Raw genomic sequence first — 14,832 nt, 5'->3', positions numbered from 1 at the left:
TGCGCCCCTTCCGGGCCACCCCGCTGCCGTGTTTGCGACGAAGAGAAATATAGCATCCGCCGACATGGAGGGTGAAATCGGCAGGTCAGGGCGAGATCTGGGTGGGAGTGTCGGCATTGACGGTTTTGTCCGGACAGGCGATAGGGTAGGGGTAAGATTGCAGTTGTCCGGTTTCGCGCCGGGCGAGAAAGCCGGGTGAATATGAGTGTGATGCCGAATGGGGTGCGCCTCGCAGCTGCCGCGACGGCCATGGCCCTCGGGCTCTCTGTGGCCGCATGCACGGCCGGTGACGTTGGGCGGGCGGACAGTGGACACGTAGAGAGCGTCGCGTCCGAGACAACAACCTCCTTCTCAGCCCCCGTCGTCTCGGTGGCGGACGGCGCCAAGGGCGTGTCGCCGTCGGAACCCGTCGTGGTGGACGCGGAAGCGGGAATCCGCGCCGTCCAGATGACGAATGAGTCGGGCAAGGTGGTCAAGGGCTCGTTTAATGACGACATGACGCAGTGGCAGACCGCCGAGCCGTTGGGCTACGGGCGCACGTACACGCTTGTCGGCAAAGACCGCGCTGGCAACTCCCTCGATCGCAGCTTCACCACCGTGGTGCCGAACGCCCAGACCTCCGTGTATTTCGGCCTTGCCGACGGTGCCGAGGTCGGCGTGGGCCAGGCCATCCCGATCCACTTCACCTACGCCCCGGCGGACAAGAAGAAGGCCGAGCGCGCCATCACGGTGGACACGTCGAACGACAGCGAAGGCGGCTTTTATTGGCAGAGCGCCAACGTTGCCGTCTGGCGCCCGAAGGAATTCTGGCAGCCGGGCACCGACGTCACCGTCACCGCGGACGTCTACGGTCGTGATCTCGGAGGCGGGATCTACGGGGCCGACTCCTCCACGATGTCGTTTACCGTGGGCGACGAGGTGCTCACCACCGTGGACAACGCCACCAAAACGCTGACGGTCACGCGCAACGGGGAGGTCCTGCGCTCCTTCCCCGTCTCGCTCGGGCGGCCAGGCAGGTGGGCGACCCCGTCGGGCACCTACGTTGTGGGGGACCGCACCGAGTCGATGGTGATGGATTCCACCACATACGGGCTCAGCCTCGACGCCGGCGGGTACAAGACGCCCGTGAAATACGCGACGCAGCTTTCTTACTCCGGCATTTACGTCCACGCCGCGCCGTGGGCCACCGCCGCGCTGGGCGAATACAACCAGTCGCACGGTTGCATCAACGCGAGCACGGAGGACGCCAAGTGGTACCAGGAAACCGTGCGCCGGGGCGACCCCGTCGAGGTGGTCAATTCCGACGGAGACACTCTTCCCGGCTGGGACGGCCTGGGGTATTGGAACCTGGGCTGGGAGGAGTTTAGCGACGGCAGCGCAAAGCCCCCGGCGCACTAAGTGCATCGGGGGCATATTCGGGGTGGCTGACGGGGCTCGAACCCGCGACACCCAGGATCACAACCTGGTGCTCTACCAGCTGAACTACAGCCACCATCGCTGTTTTTGCAGCGCGTTCCACCTTAGTATGGCGGGCGTTGTTTACAAAAACCGCTGGTAGGCGTCGGTTGCCTGGCTGGCCGCGACGGCCGCGCTGTCGGAGTCGGGGCCCGGCGCGGGGACGAAGACGCAGCGGCGGTAGTAGTCGAGCTCGCGGATGGACTCCACGATGTCGGCCAGCGCGCGGTGCGCCATCCCCTTGGCGGGCTGGTTGTAGTACGCCTTCGGGAACCAGCGGCGGGTGAGCTCCTTGATGGCGGAGACGTCGATCATGCGGTAGTGCAGCGCGGCGTCGAGTCGTGGCATCTGGGCGCGCATGAAGGCGCGGTCCGTCGCGATAGAGTTGCCGGCCAGCGGCGCCGGGTGGGCGGGGTCGCAGTGCTCGGCGATGAGCTCAAGTACCGCGTCCTCTGCCTCCTCGAGGCTGACTGTGGAGGCGGTAATCTCCGGCAGCAGGCCGTTTTCGGTGTGCATGGACACCACGACGTCGTCCATCTCGGCGAGCTGCGCCTCGGTGGCGTGGACGACGATGTCGATGCCTTCGCCGAGGATGTTGAGCTCGGCGTCTGTGACCACCGCGGCGACTTCCACGATGACGTGGCGCGCCAGGTCGAGACCGGTCATCTCCAGGTCGACCCAGACGATGCGGTCATTTTTGGAGGTGGTTCCGTTGGACATTTACTGTTCACCCATCTTTGCGTAGAAGGAACCCATCAGCGGGGAGAGCATACCGCGCGGGAAGTACATGGAGACTACGTCCATGACCTTGGATAGGGGACCGGGCACGACGCGGCGCTTGTTGCGTCGCATGGCGGCCAGGGTGTCGGCGGCGCAGGACTCGTAGGTGGTCCACAAGAAATCGGGCACGACCTTGTCCACGATCGTTTGTTCCTCCTCGGGCACTTCCGCCTCGCGCACGGGCCCCGGCGCGAGCAGCGTGCAGTGCACGCCGGTGGGCTTGAGCTCGTAGTGCAAAGACTCGGTGAACGTGTTCACACCCGCTTTAGTGAACACGTAGGTGGCATTGTTCGGGATAGGCATGTTGCCGGCCGCGGAGCCGACGTTGCACAGCGCGCCCTCGCCTCGCGGCACCATCTGGTCGAGCACCGCCTTGGTGATGCGCAGGACCGCGGTGGCGTTCAGGTTGTACTGGTTGAGCTCGTAGTCCCAGTCGGCCTTCATAAACGGGCCGAAAGACGCGATGCCCGCGGAGTTGATGCAGATGCTCACCCGGCGCTGCCCCAGATGGTTGATCAGCGCGGTCACGTCGCGATCTGTGGAAAGGTCGGCGGCGAACACCTCGCAGTCGACGCCGTGGCGAGCGGAGAGTTCGCGGGCGAGCGCCATGAGCACATCCTCGCGCCGGGCGACGAGGATGAGGTTGTAGCCTGCCGAGGCCAAGTCGCGGGCGAGGGCCTCGCCAATGCCTTGCGACGCGCCGGTGACCAGCGCGTAGGAGTCTACCGATGGGGCGGGGAAAGTCATGCGCCCCAGCCTACTCGCCGGCGGCGTACTCCCTCAGCGACTCCACGTGCCCGTTCAGGGCGTCCATCCCGGGGACGGTCAACGAGGCCCACGCGGTCGTCCCGGCGCGCCCGATCTCCCGGAACAAGGTGGCGTACCCGGCGCCCTCCAGCACGCCCAGGCGCGCATCCACCACGTCCGGGGCGAGCCGGGTGATGTCGGCGATCGTAGCGGCGCTCATCTCGCGGCGGCTCCCGCCCCCGGTGCCCTCGGTGGCGCCCGCGGCGTCGAGCGCGGCGCAGACCTTCAGGGCGTCGAGGTCGAGAAGCACGGAGTCGATCATGCGTCCCACCACTTCCAGTAGGCGAAGAGCATGAGCGCAGCGGCCGCGGCACCGGCGAGTGCCGACACCACGGCGTTCCCCTCCGGCAGAAAAATCCAAGCCGTGTAGATCACGATGAACGGCACAATCGTGCGCCAGTCGAACCGCTCGTTGTCGCGGACCGGCTGCTTCATCGCGACCCGCGTCGCCGAGCCGCGCACGCCAACCTCGATGGCGACCACGAGCCCGAGTGAAGCGAGAACCAGCACCAGCCCCCAGAAAGAACCCTGCAGGCTGAGGAAAAGGGACACGCCGAAGGCCAGGGACGTGGGCACCACCCACTCCCACGCGGTCCTGGACGTGGAAGCGCGGCGGCGGACATTGTCCACCGCCGCGAGCGCCTCGCGCGCTGTTTCCTGGGTAACCGCCGCCGCCATTACAGCTGGGAGCGGTTGTTCCCGTCGTCGAGGCCGCGCTCGACCTGCTGGGTGCGGGACTCCGTGTTCGGGTGCTGCGCGAGGTGGCCCTCGTCAGTGGAGGTGGTTTCGTTTTCGGCGTTCTCGAAGTCGTCGACGGAGGTGTTGTTCGTCGGTGCGTTGCCGATGCGGGTCACGGAGGCGTCGAGAAGCTTGTCCAGCTCGGACGCCTCCCCGCCGTCGAGGTTGAGGTTCTCGTCGTCGGGGGCCATTACTTGTCCCCGGCGTCGTCGTCGGAGACAGCCTCCTGGAACTCGCCGTCCGCGTCCGGGTCGGTGAGGTTGTTGATGCTGTCTTCGTTGGTGGGGGAGTTCTTCTCGGTCATGTCGTGCCTCCTTGAATGTAGGGTGCTTTCAAGCTTAGCGACGCCCGCGCCGCCGCGCAGTGACCCTTAGATCTCCGTCGCCAACCGGGTGCCCTGGTTGATGGCGCGCTTTGCGTCCAGCTCAGCCGCCACGTCCGCGCCGCCGATGAGGTGGACGTTCACGCCGGCGGCGGCCAGCTCGTCGTACGGGGCGCGCAGCGACTCCTGGCCCGTGCACAGAATGATGTTGTCCACCTCGAGGGTGCGCTCGTTACCGTCCACGGTGATGTGGAGGCCTTCGTCGTCGATGCGGCGGTAGGTCACGCCCGGGACCATCTCAACCCCGCGGTGTTTGAGCTCGGCGCGGTGGATCCAGCCGGTGGTCTTGCCCAGGTTCGCGCCCACCTTGGAGGTCTTGCGCTGCATGAGCGTGACCTGGCGCGCCGCACGCTGCGGCTCCGGGGAGGTCAGCCCGCCAGCGTTGTCGTAGTCGGTGTCGACCCCCCAGGCGTCGAAGAACGCCTCGGTGTTGACGCTGGTGTCGAGCTGCGGGTCGCGTCCGGTGTCGGCCCCGGAGGCGTCGACAAGCACGCTCGGATCGGTGAGGTAGCTGGCCACGTCGAAGCCGATGCCGCCCGCGCCGAGGATGGCGACCTTGTCGCCCACGGGCGCCTTGTCGCGCAGCACCTCGAGGTAGGTGAGCACCTTCGGGTGGTCGAGGCCCTCGATGTCCGGCACGCGCGGGGTCACACCGGTGGCCACGACCACCTCGTCGAAGTCCGCGACGTCCCCGGCGGCGACGCGGGTGTTCAGCCGCACCTCCACGCCGGTTTCCTCGCACATGTTGCGGAAGTAGCGCACCGTCTCGTTGAACTCTTGCTTGCCCGGGATCTGCCGCGCGACGTTGAGCTGCCCGCCGATGTCGGAGGCGGCGTCGAAAAGCACGACCGTGTGCCCGCGCTGGGCGGCTGTGACCGCGCACGCCAGGCCCGCGGGGCCCGCTCCGATGACCGCGATGCGCTTCGGTGACTCGGCGGGGGTGATCACGATCTCCGTTTCGTAGCCCGCGCGCGGGTTGACCAGGCAGGTCGCCGTCTTCATCTCGAAGGTGTGGTCCAGGCAGGCCTGGTTGCAGGCGATGCAGGTGTTGATCAAGTGCTCCCTGCCCGTGGCGGCCTTGTTCACAAACTCGGCGTCCGCCAAAAACGGCCGGGCCATGGACACCATGTCCGCGTAGCCCTGCGCGAGGAGCTCCTCGGCCTTGCCGGGGGTGTTGATGCGGTTGGAGGTCACGAGCGGAAGCGTGAACGCTCCCTCGGCGCGGGCGTCGGCAAGCTTCTTGGTCACCCAGGACCACGCGCCGCGCGGCACCGAGGCCGCGATGGTGGGCACGCGCGCCTCGTGCCAGCCGATGCCGGTGTTGAGAATCGTCGCCCCGTCCTGCTCGATCCAGCCAGCGAGCGTGATCACCTCATCCAGCGTCGAGGAGTTCGGCACCAGGTCGAGCATGGAGAGGCGGTAGATGATGATGAAATCCTCCCCGACGGCCGCGCGCACGCGGCGCACGATCTCCCGGGCGAAGCGGACGCGGTTTTCGTAACTGCCGCCCCAGCGGTCGGTGCGCTTGTTGGTGTGGGGCGCAATGAACTGGTTGATCAGGTAGCCCTCGGAGCCCATGATCTCCACCCCGTCGTAGCCCGCGCTGCGCGCCAGGGTGGCGGCGCGGACGAAATCCTCAATCGTCTGCTCCACCTCGGCGTCCGTGAGCTCGTGGGGGTTAGCCGGGGAGATGGGCGCCTGGATCGGGCTCGGGGCGACGGCCTTGTCGTGGTAGGTGTAGCGGCCGACGTGCAGGATTTGCATGGCGATCTTGCCACCTCCCGCGTGAACCGCGTCGGTGACGAGCCGGTGGTGGGCCGCCTCCTCCTCCGTAGCCATGCGCGCGCCGTGCGGGGCCGTCCGCCCGGCGTCGTTCGGGGCGATGCCGCCGGTGACAATCAGCCCCGCGCCGCCGCGGGCGCGCTCGGCGTAGAAAGCCGCCATGCGCTCGAAGCCGTTGGGCACCTCCTCCAAGCCCGTGTGCATAGACCCCATAAGCACCCTGTTTTTCAAGGTGGTGAATCCGAGATCAAGTGGTTCAAGCAGGTGGGGATAGGGGGATGTCATGGTGCTTCTCCAATCGTCTTTGCTGTGCCGCGCGCCCGCGCGGGTGTGACCGTGCTCTCAAACAGTACGTCGCAGTGTAACAGTAGACACCCGTCCGGATGTGGGTTCTGGCACCGGTGAAGCCGACAAAAAGCGCCCCCAGCAGGATTCGAACCCGCGACCAGCCGGGTAGAAACCGGATGCTCTAATCCACTGAGCTATGGGGGCAGCGCCGCGCATGTGTTCACGGGTGCGCGGCGGACAAAGTATAGCGCACCGGCCCGCCGTGACTTCAGACCGGTTAGGCCGCCGACACCATCAAAAGTAGGGTGGTGAGCTATGGCGGAATCACGGGTGGGCTCACAGGCAGTCAAGGCGGCGTGGCCGTTCTACATTGCGGCTGCGGTTGTCGCGGCGGTCACAGCCGGCGCGGTCGCAACCTGGTTTTCTCCCGCGTCCCTTGCGGCGCTGGGCATCCCCGACCCGGGCGCCGTCACTACCTTCGGCCTCCCGGCGCTGCGCGCCACCGCGTGGATCTGCGCGGCGCTCGCGGTCGGATCGCTGCTGTTCACCGCGTTTCTCATCCCGCCGGACAAGACCCGCGAGGACCTCAACGGGGCCCGCCTGACTGTCGACGGGGTGATCGCGGCGCGCACGGCCGGGTGGGCGTCGGCAAGCGTCGCGCTCATCGCGCTGGCCATGATCCCGCTCGTGCTTTCCGACGTCTCCGGCACCCCGCTCGGCCAGGTCCTCTTCGAGCCCGCCGCGTGGGCGACCGCGCTGGAGCAGGTGGCCAACGCCCGGGTGTGGCTCATCGTCGCCGCGATCGCCGCCGTCGTTGCCGCCGGCGCACTGGCGGCGCGCTCCTGGTGGTCGCAGGTGGCGCTGTTTATCGGCTCGGTGGTGACGATCCTTCCCCTGGGCCTGACCGGGCACTCCGCCGCCGGCGGCGACCACGATTACGGCACCAACTCCTTCCTTTGGCACCTCGTGTTCATGCTGGTGTGGATCGGTGCGCTGATGGCACTGGTGGCGCACGGCCGCCGGCTCGGCCCGCACCTGGAAAACGCCGTGCGCCGGTACTCGCGCATCGCGCTCTTCGCGTTCGCGGTGATGCTCGTCTCCGGTGTCATCAACGCAAGCATCCGCGTGCGGCCCGCGGATCTGTTCACCTATGACTACGGGCTCGTGCTCGTGGCCAAGACAGTGGGTCTTGTGGTACTGGGGCTCATCGGGTACGCCCACCGCCAGCTGGTGATACCGAAGCTGGGCGACAGCCCGGCGGCGTTCGTGCGTCTGGCCGCGGTGGAGGTGCTCCTCATGGCCCTGGTGACGGGCCTGGCGGTCACCCTCGGTCGCACCCCTCCGCCGCCGCCCCGCAGCACCGATCTCACGGAGATGGAGCTGCAGATAGGCTACAACCTCACCGAGCCGTTGACGCTGAGCACCTGGCTGACCCAGTGGCGTTTCGAGCTTCTCTACAGCGTCATCGCACTGCTGCTCGCCGCCTACTACCTGCACCTGGCGCGCCGGGTCCGCGGGTGGAGACCGGCGCGCACCACGTGGTGGCTGCTGGGCTGCTCCACGATCGTGGTCACGCTGTCCTCGGGGACCGGAATGCACATGGCGGCGTCGTACTCCGCCCACATGATCGTGCACATGGTGCTCTCCATGGTGGCACCGGTGCTGCTCGTTCTCGGCGCGCCGCTGACGCTGGTGAAGGCTTCTTACCCGGCGGGCGAGTTTAACCCGCGTGCCTGGGCGGAGTCGTTCGAGCGCTCCCGCTTCCTCCGCGTAGTGACGTGGCCGCCGGTGTCCTTGGCGCAGTTCGTCTTCTTCTTCTACATCCTTTACGTGTCCATCCCGTTGTACGAGCTGATGATTTCCGAGCACGCCGGCCACGTGATCATGAACGGTGTGTTCCTCGCCTCCGGGTACTTCTACTTCTGGGAACTCATCGGCCCCGACCACATCGAGGGCCGCGCCAGCGCGAAGGTGCGGCTCGCGTGGCTGTGGGTCTCCATGCCGATCCACCTGTTCATGGGCGTCTACCTCATGCAGCTGGGCATCGTGATGGGCGAGGAGTTCTACACCTCGCTCAACCTGCCGTGGAACCCCGACCTGCTGGCGGACCAGAAGGCCGGCGGCGGCATCGCCTGGGCCTCGGGATCCTTCCCGCTCGCCGTCGTGTTCGGGGTCTTGTTCGTCTTGTGGTGGAGGGAGGACCGGGCGGAATCCAGCGTGCTGGACAAGCACGCGGAGGAGACGGACGACGAGGACTGGCGCCACTACAACGAGATGCTCGCCCAATACTCCATGGGCCCCGGCGGGCGCAAGTAAAGACCGAAATTTGTTCCAGAACTGTGGACAACCGGGGGATTATCCACAGGTTTACAGGCGCCCGCCCCGCAACGCTTGTGTGTGTGCCATGGTGCAGGTGACGCGGCACGTCCGCCGCGGCACACAACCATTTAAGAAAAGGGGGGCTCGCGCATGAGCCACATGCACATCACCATTACCGGCAACCTCATCTTCGACCCGGAGATGCTCCGCTTCGACTCGGACAAGTTCCTGACCAAGTTCCGCGTCGCGTCGTCACGCCGCTACCGCACGGGGGAGCTCGACGAGAACAACAAACCAATCTGGCAGGAAACCGATGTACTCTACATCGACGTCGAGTGCTGGGGGCAGCTCGCCATCAACGCAGGGGCCTCGCTGTTCAAGGGGGCGCCGGTTATCGTCACGGGCTCTCTTGTCACCGACTCGTGGGTGGACAACTCCCAGCTGGATGAGAACGGAAAACCGGCGGCGCGACAGAAGCAGGTGCTGCGCGCCGCAAAGGTCGCCTTCGAGCTCAGCAACCACCAGCTGTCGTCGCAGCGCACATCCCAGCAGGCCTTCACCCCGTCGGGCATGGAACCGGTCACGGTACGCGGCCCGGAGGACCTCGTGGAAGAAAAGACCCCCGTGCGCGCCAGCGCGGAGGACATGGTCCAAGCGAACCGCGCCGGCTCCGAGCGCGATCTCAGCTTCGCCGACGCCTCGACCGGGGAAGCTGAGGCTCCGTTCTAGCCAGGCCACCGTGCGGCCGTGATGTACCCTGTGTGGAGAATTCTTTCCAACCTAATAAGGGGACAACGCAAGTGGCTGAGTTCATCTACACGATGAAGAACGTTCGCAGGGCCATCGGTGACAAAGTCATTCTTGACAATGTCACCATGGCCTTTTACCCGGGCGCGAAGATCGGTGTCGTCGGCCCGAACGGTGCCGGCAAGTCGTCGCTGCTGAAAATCATGGCCGGAATGGATCAGCCGAACAACGGCGAGGCATTCCTCGATCCCGGCGCCACTGTGGGCATCCTCATGCAGGAGCCGCCTCTGAACGAGGAGAAGACGGTGCGCGAGAACGTCGAGGAGGGCCTCGGCGACATCTTTGAGAAGAAGCAGCGCTTCGAGGCCATCGCCGAGGAGATGGCCACGAACTACTCCGACGAGCTGATGGAGGAGATGGGCAAGCTCCAGGAGGCACTCGACGCCGCGGATGCGTGGGAGGTCGATTCCAAGATCGAGCAGGCCATGGAGGCGCTACGCTGCCCGCCGTCGGACGCTCCGGTGACCCACCTCTCCGGCGGTGAGCGCCGTCGCGTCGCTCTGGCGAAGCTGCTCCTGTCCGAGCCCGACCTGCTGCTTCTCGATGAGCCCACCAACCACCTAGACGCCGAGAGCGTGCTGTGGCTGGAGCGCCACCTGCAGAGCTACAAGGGTGCGGTGCTGGCAGTTACCCACGACCGCTACTTCCTGGACAACGTGGCGGAGTGGATCTGCGAGGTGGACCGCGGCAAGCTCTACCCGTACGAGGGCAACTACTCCACCTACCTTGAGAAAAAGGCGGAGCGCCTCGAGGTCACCGGCAAGAAGGACCAGAAGCTGCAGAAGCGCCTGAAGAACGAGCTCGAGTGGGTGCGTTCTTCTCCGAAGGCCCGCCAGGCGAAGAACAAGGCGCGCCTGGAGCGCTACGAGGAGATGGCCGCCGAGGCCGAGCAGTACCGCAAGCTCGACTTCGAGGAGATCCAGATCCCGACTCCGCCGCGACTGGGAAACAAGGTCGTGGAGGTCAAAAACCTGGTCAAGGGGTTCGACGGCCGAGTCCTTATCAACGACCTCTCGTTCACCCTGCCCCGCAACGGCATCGTGGGGGTCATCGGCCCCAACGGCGTGGGCAAGACCACCCTGTTCAAGACCATCGTCGGGCTCGAGCAGCCGGACGCCGGCACCGTCGATGTCGGCGACACCGTCCAGCTGTCCTACGTGGACCAGAACCGCGCCAACATCGACCCGGAGAAGACCGTGTGGGAGGTCGTGTCTGACGGGCTCGACTACATCCACGTCGGCCAGAACGAGATGCCCTCGCGCGCCTACCTGTCCGCGTTCGGCTTCAAGGGGCCCGACCAGCAGAAGCCGTCGAAGGTTCTCTCGGGCGGTGAGCGCAACCGCCTCAACCTGGCTCTGACGCTCAAGCAGGGCGGCAACCTGATCCTGCTCGACGAGCCGACCAACGACCTCGATGTGGAAACCCTCGGGTCGCTGGAAAACGCCCTGCAGAAGTTCCCGGGCTGCGCCGTGGTGATCTCCCACGACCGCTGGTTCCTGGACCGCACCTGCACCCACATCTTGGCCTGGGAGGGCAACGTGGAGGAAGGAAAGTGGTTCTGGTTCGAGGGCAACTTCGGAGACTATGAGAAGAACAAGGTTGACCGCCTCGGCGAGGAAGCCGCCAAGCCGTCGCGCGTCACCCACCGTAGGCTGACCCGCTAGGAGCGGGGCTTACACCCGGGACACACATGGAGGAAACAATGGCAGAAAACAACGAGAACCTCACGCACGAATTTGCGGTCGAGGTGCGGTGGGACGACTTCGACCGCTACGGGCACGTCAACAACGCCGTCTACATTGAATACGCGCAGGAGGCCCGCCTCGCGTTCGCGAACGATTTCTTCGGGGCCGCCAGCTCGCTCCCCGTGTTCGTCCGCCACGTCGAGGCGGACTACAACCGCCCGATCTTGCCGGACACCACAAGCGTGCGGGTGAAAACCGAGGTGGTCAAGGTCGGCAACACCTCCTTTACCACCCGTCAGGACATCATGGACCGCCACGGCAGCGTGTGCTGCGTGGTCACCAGCGTGCTGGTGGTTGTCGATGTCCAAACAAGCACCCCGCGCGCCATCACGCAGCAGGAGCTGGGCATTCTCACGCAGAATCCCGCCGGGGAAGGAAAGTGACCCCCGAGACCCTTCGCGTTACCGACGGGGCCCCGGGCCTCATCGCGCTGGTGGGCCGGGCGGTCGACCTCGACGCCTCGGCGACGGCGCGTTTCGCCCAGCTCGACGACGCCGCGGTCGACGTGTTTGTGACGACACCGTTCGACTGCGTGGCGTCCCGGCGGGTGCGGGGTGAGGTCTCCCGCGACGGCGCCGCCGTGGCCGCCAGCGACCTGCTCAGTGCCCTGCAAACGGGTTCCACCCAACTCGGCGCCGCCCGCGACCCGAACTGGCCGGGAGCGCTGCCTCCGCGCAGCGGGTTCACCGAGCGCGACACCGTCCCCGTGACGGTGGTGCGCCAGCTCGCCGACGACGGCCGCGCCCTCGCCCGCCAGTTCTCCGGCCCGCTGGGACCCCCGGCCTCCTTGCTCAATCAGACGGTGCTCACGGCGGACACGGAGGCGTCGGCAGGCGAGCCCGTGGAAATCCCCATGCGGATGATCTTCACATGCACCGCCCTCGGGCTCATCCCCGGTTTCGCCGCCCCGGTGGACGTTCCGCGGCACCTGCGCGTGTCCACCTCCGGGCGCTGGGTGCGTATCGACGCCCCCTTCGGCACCGTCTACCACTCCACCGCGCTGGGGCTGTTTGTTTAGCGGACCACCCCGTCCTCCTGGGTGTTGATCATCATGTACGCCACGCGCTGCATGTGGTTCCACAGCATGCCGCGGTGCTGCTCCGAGAGCTCGTCTTCGCTGAACTGGTCCAGCGACCTGCCCATCAGCTCGAGCCAGCGCTCCGCCTCAGCAGCACCGATGTCGAACTGGAAATGGCGCTTGCGCAGCATGGGGCGGCCGCGTTGCTCGTTGAAGGTGTGCGGGCCTCCCCAGTACTGGACGAGGAACCAGCGCAGGCGATCCTCGGCCCCGCCCCAATCGTCCGCGGGGTACATCGGACCGATCAGGTCGTCCTCTCTCACCTGCGCGTAGAAGCCGCCAACGAGCCGCGCGAAGAACTCCTCGCCCAGCTGCGCGTAGAGCGTGTCGTCACTTTCCGTTCCCGCCCGTGATATCTCCATCAGCTGCCTGTTCCTTCCCTGATGCGCCGGTGTCCCGATTGTCCGGATGGTACTTGATTATCACCGGCTGGGTGCCCGGCAGGGTGACGCCGGCTTCCTGCAGCGCGTCAAGGATGTCCTCGTACATCGACCGCGCGACGCCCCACTGCTCGCCCGGCATGGTGTTGAGGGTGACCCGGTAGGTCATGTGGTCGGTGGCGAAGGTGCTCACGCCGCGCAGCTCAGGCTCGGTGATGACGCTGTCGCGAATCGCGGGGGACGCGGCGGACGTGCGCGCGGCCGCGAGAATGACATCGGCGGCCCGTTTCGGATCTGCGGTCAAGGAGACGGGCACCTCCAAGCGCGCGACGGAGTACCTGTCCGACTGGTTACCGACCTGGTGGATGTCGCCGTTGCGGATGTACCAGAGCACGCCGTCGATATCGCGCAGCGTGGTCACGCGCAGTGTCATGTCCTCCACGGTGCCCTCGACGCCGTTGACGCTGATGGTGTCACCCACCCCGTACTGGTTCTCTAAGAGGGTGAAGATGCCCGAGAGGAAGTCCTTCACAAGGGACTGGGCGCCGAAGCCGATTGCCACGCCGACAACACCGGCCGAGGCGATAAGCGGGGCGACGTTGACTTCGATCTCGCTGAGAATCGCCAGCGCCGCCCACACCCAAATGACGATGGCGACGGCCGAGCGCCCCACGTTGGCCAGGGTGCGGATACGCGCCTGCCTGCGCCCCTCCTGGGCGCGAGCCTGCGGGGTGTCCTCCTCGTCCGTGCTCCGGCGCAGGCCGATTCGCCCACCCGAGCTGTGAATGCTGCGGTCGGCGGCGCGGGTGATGACGCGGGAGAGCACGAAATGGACGGCGAACGCGACGATGAGAATGAGCGCCACTTTCAGCGGGCGTTCGAGCAGCACCTCCCTGGTGGCCGGGTCCTCCCACCAGGTGGTGACGGAGTCGATGTTCTCGGGGATGTTTTCTCTGGTCGCAGTCATACGCCTCACAAGTGTACGTGCATATTAATCGGCTCTAACGGACAGCTTGGTCTATATATGGTTTAGAAACACTGCAACACTTCCAGCGCCGAGGAAAGGACATCGACGTGCCCTCCGGGTTTTCTACCAACGCCATCCACGCGGGTTATGCGCCAGACAGCCTCTACGGGCCGATCAACACACCGATCTACGCATCCACGACGTTCGCGCAGGACGACCTCGCAGTGACGCGCAACGGTTACGAATACACGCGGGTGGGCAACCCGACGATCGCCGCGCTCGAGGAGACGGTCGCATCGCTGGAGGGTTCCGAGTTCGCCGTGGCGTTCGCCTCGGGGATGGCGGCCATCGACAGCGTTCTGCGCGTGCTGCTCAAACCGGGCGACCACATCATCATCGGCAACGACGCCTACGGCGGCACCTACCGCCTGATCCAGCAGGTATTCACCCTCTGGGGCGTGTCCAACTCCGTGGTTGACCTGACGGATGTCGAGGCTGTCAAGGAGGCCGTGACCGATAAGACGAAGGCGATTTGGGTCGAGACTCCGACCAACCCCTTGCTCGATATCGCCGACATCCGCGCAATCGCCGCTGTCAAGGGCGGGGCGAGCCTCGTGGTGGACAACACCTTCGCCTCCCCGTACCTGCAGCGGCCCTTGGAGCTGGGTGCCGACATCGTGGTGCACTCCACGACCAAGTACATCGGCGGGCACTCGGACGTGATCGGCGGGGTTGTGTGCGCCAACGGTGCTGACCTGCAGGAGCAGCTGCGCTTCTTCTTCGGCTGGGTGGGCGCCATCCCGTCGCCGTTCGACACCTACCTCACCGCGCGGGGGCTGAAAACGCTGGCTGTGCGCATGGATCGTCACTGCGACAACGCGGAGGCGGTCGCCCGCTTCCTCGAGGGCGAAGACAACGTCGCCCGCGTGTGCTACCCGGGCCTGGAGTCGCACCCCGGCCACGACGTGGCGGCGCGGCAGATGAAGCGCTTCGGCGGGATGGTCTCCGTGCTCTTCGACACCGAGGAGCAGGCCAAGGCGTTTTGTCGCTCCACCGAGCTCTTCTGCCTGGCGGAGTCTTTGGGAGGGGTGGAGAGCCTGGTGGAGCACCCCGCGACCATGACCCACCTCGCGGTGGAGGGCTCCGCGCTGGCGGTGCCCGGCGAGCTCGTCCGCATCTCGGTGGGCATCGAGGACGAAGCCGACTTGATTGCGGATCTGCAGCGGGCCCTGGCGCAAATTTAGAACCGAAGTAACTCGCTCTCCCGAAATCTATGCGCTATTGTGCATACATGTGTACGAGTT

The 14,832-nt window shown here is 66.1% G+C and carries 15 protein-coding genes and 2 tRNA genes; 7 read left to right on the top strand and 10 right to left on the bottom strand.

Features of this window, described 5'->3' with window-relative positions; genetic code table 11:
• The first annotated feature begins 201 nt into the window (after positions 1-201).
• Positions 202-1,398: a L,D-transpeptidase gene (locus BLS40_RS05770; protein WP_231908394.1), complete on the top strand. Its 1,197-nt coding sequence runs from the start codon at positions 202-204 to the stop codon at positions 1,396-1,398.
• A 21-nt stretch (positions 1,399-1,419) separates the two neighbouring features.
• On the opposite strand, the gene BLS40_RS05765 is transcribed toward BLS40_RS05770, so the two are convergent.
• From BLS40_RS05765 to BLS40_RS05730, 8 genes are all read right to left on the bottom strand, one after another.
• Positions 1,420-1,492: transfer RNA gene (locus BLS40_RS05765), tRNA-His, on the bottom strand.
• Between the two features lie 47 nt (positions 1,493-1,539).
• Complete coding sequence (gene orn, locus BLS40_RS05760; protein WP_092149941.1) at positions 1,540-2,175, bottom strand: oligoribonuclease; 636 nt, start codon at positions 2,173-2,175, stop codon at positions 1,540-1,542.
• Complete coding sequence (gene cmrA, locus BLS40_RS05755) at positions 2,176-2,982, bottom strand: mycolate reductase (protein ID WP_092149938.1); 807 nt, start codon at positions 2,980-2,982, stop codon at positions 2,176-2,178.
• Positions 2,983-2,992: 10 nt separating this feature from the next.
• Positions 2,993-3,304 (bottom strand): hypothetical protein, encoded by a 312-nt coding sequence (locus BLS40_RS05750; RefSeq protein ID WP_092149935.1) that lies wholly within the window; start codon positions 3,302-3,304, stop codon positions 2,993-2,995.
• Positions 3,301-3,720, bottom strand: a complete 420-nt coding sequence (locus tag BLS40_RS05745) for a hypothetical protein (RefSeq protein ID WP_092149932.1) — start codon at positions 3,718-3,720, stop codon at positions 3,301-3,303. The genes BLS40_RS05750 and BLS40_RS05745 overlap by 4 nt, the downstream gene beginning before the upstream one ends.
• Positions 3,720-3,971 (bottom strand): hypothetical protein, encoded by a 252-nt coding sequence (locus BLS40_RS05740; protein WP_092149929.1) that lies wholly within the window; start codon positions 3,969-3,971, stop codon positions 3,720-3,722. The genes BLS40_RS05745 and BLS40_RS05740 overlap by 1 nt, the downstream gene beginning before the upstream one ends.
• A 179-nt stretch (positions 3,972-4,150) precedes the next feature.
• Positions 4,151-6,229, bottom strand: a complete 2,079-nt coding sequence (locus BLS40_RS05735; protein ID WP_092149926.1) for an NADPH-dependent 2,4-dienoyl-CoA reductase — start codon at positions 6,227-6,229, stop codon at positions 4,151-4,153.
• 133 nt (positions 6,230-6,362) lie between these two features.
• Positions 6,363-6,436 (bottom strand) — tRNA-Arg (locus BLS40_RS05730).
• 111 nt (positions 6,437-6,547) lie between these two features.
• Here BLS40_RS05730 and BLS40_RS05725 point away from each other — a divergent pair.
• The 5 genes from BLS40_RS05725 (at position 6,548) to BLS40_RS05705 (ending at position 12,121) form a co-directional block, all read left to right on the top strand.
• A complete protein-coding gene (locus BLS40_RS05725; RefSeq protein WP_092149923.1) occupies positions 6,548-8,548 on the top strand; it encodes a bifunctional copper resistance protein CopD/cytochrome c oxidase assembly protein in 2,001 nt (666 codons plus the stop codon).
• 153 nt (positions 8,549-8,701) lie between these two features.
• Complete coding sequence (locus tag BLS40_RS05720; RefSeq protein ID WP_092149920.1) at positions 8,702-9,280, top strand: single-stranded DNA-binding protein; 579 nt, start codon at positions 8,702-8,704, stop codon at positions 9,278-9,280.
• A gap of 71 nt (positions 9,281-9,351) precedes the next feature.
• Complete coding sequence (ettA, locus tag BLS40_RS05715; RefSeq protein ID WP_092149917.1) at positions 9,352-11,022, top strand: energy-dependent translational throttle protein EttA; 1,671 nt, start codon at positions 9,352-9,354, stop codon at positions 11,020-11,022.
• A gap of 38 nt (positions 11,023-11,060) precedes the next feature.
• Entirely contained in the window at positions 11,061-11,486 is a 426-nt protein-coding gene (locus tag BLS40_RS05710; protein ID WP_092149914.1) for an acyl-CoA thioesterase, read from the top strand.
• Complete coding sequence (locus tag BLS40_RS05705; protein WP_092149911.1) at positions 11,483-12,121, top strand: hypothetical protein; 639 nt, start codon at positions 11,483-11,485, stop codon at positions 12,119-12,121. The genes BLS40_RS05710 and BLS40_RS05705 overlap by 4 nt, the downstream gene beginning before the upstream one ends.
• On the opposite strand, the gene BLS40_RS05700 is transcribed toward BLS40_RS05705, so the two are convergent.
• Positions 12,118-12,543: a globin gene (locus tag BLS40_RS05700; RefSeq protein ID WP_092149908.1), complete on the bottom strand. Its 426-nt coding sequence runs from the start codon at positions 12,541-12,543 to the stop codon at positions 12,118-12,120. The two genes, BLS40_RS05705 and BLS40_RS05700, sit on opposite strands and share 4 nt — an antisense overlap.
• Positions 12,512-13,528 carry a mechanosensitive ion channel family protein gene (locus BLS40_RS05695; protein ID WP_092149905.1) on the bottom strand — a complete coding sequence of 339 codons (1,017 nt, stop codon included), beginning with the start codon at positions 13,526-13,528 and terminating at the stop codon, positions 12,512-12,514. Before BLS40_RS05695 ends, BLS40_RS05700 begins: the two co-directional genes overlap by 32 nt.
• Before the next feature lie 107 nt (positions 13,529-13,635).
• Between BLS40_RS05695 and BLS40_RS05690 the strand changes: the two genes are divergently transcribed.
• On the top strand, positions 13,636-14,772 hold the full coding sequence (locus tag BLS40_RS05690; RefSeq protein ID WP_092149902.1) for a cystathionine gamma-synthase: 1,137 nt from the start codon (positions 13,636-13,638) through the stop codon (positions 14,770-14,772).
• Positions 14,773-14,832 lie beyond the last annotated feature (60 nt).

This window comes from Corynebacterium mycetoides (assembly GCF_900103625.1).
Lineage (GTDB): Bacteria > Actinomycetota > Actinomycetes > Mycobacteriales > Mycobacteriaceae > Corynebacterium > Corynebacterium mycetoides.
This window is presented reverse-complemented; position numbering and strand designations above follow the sequence as displayed.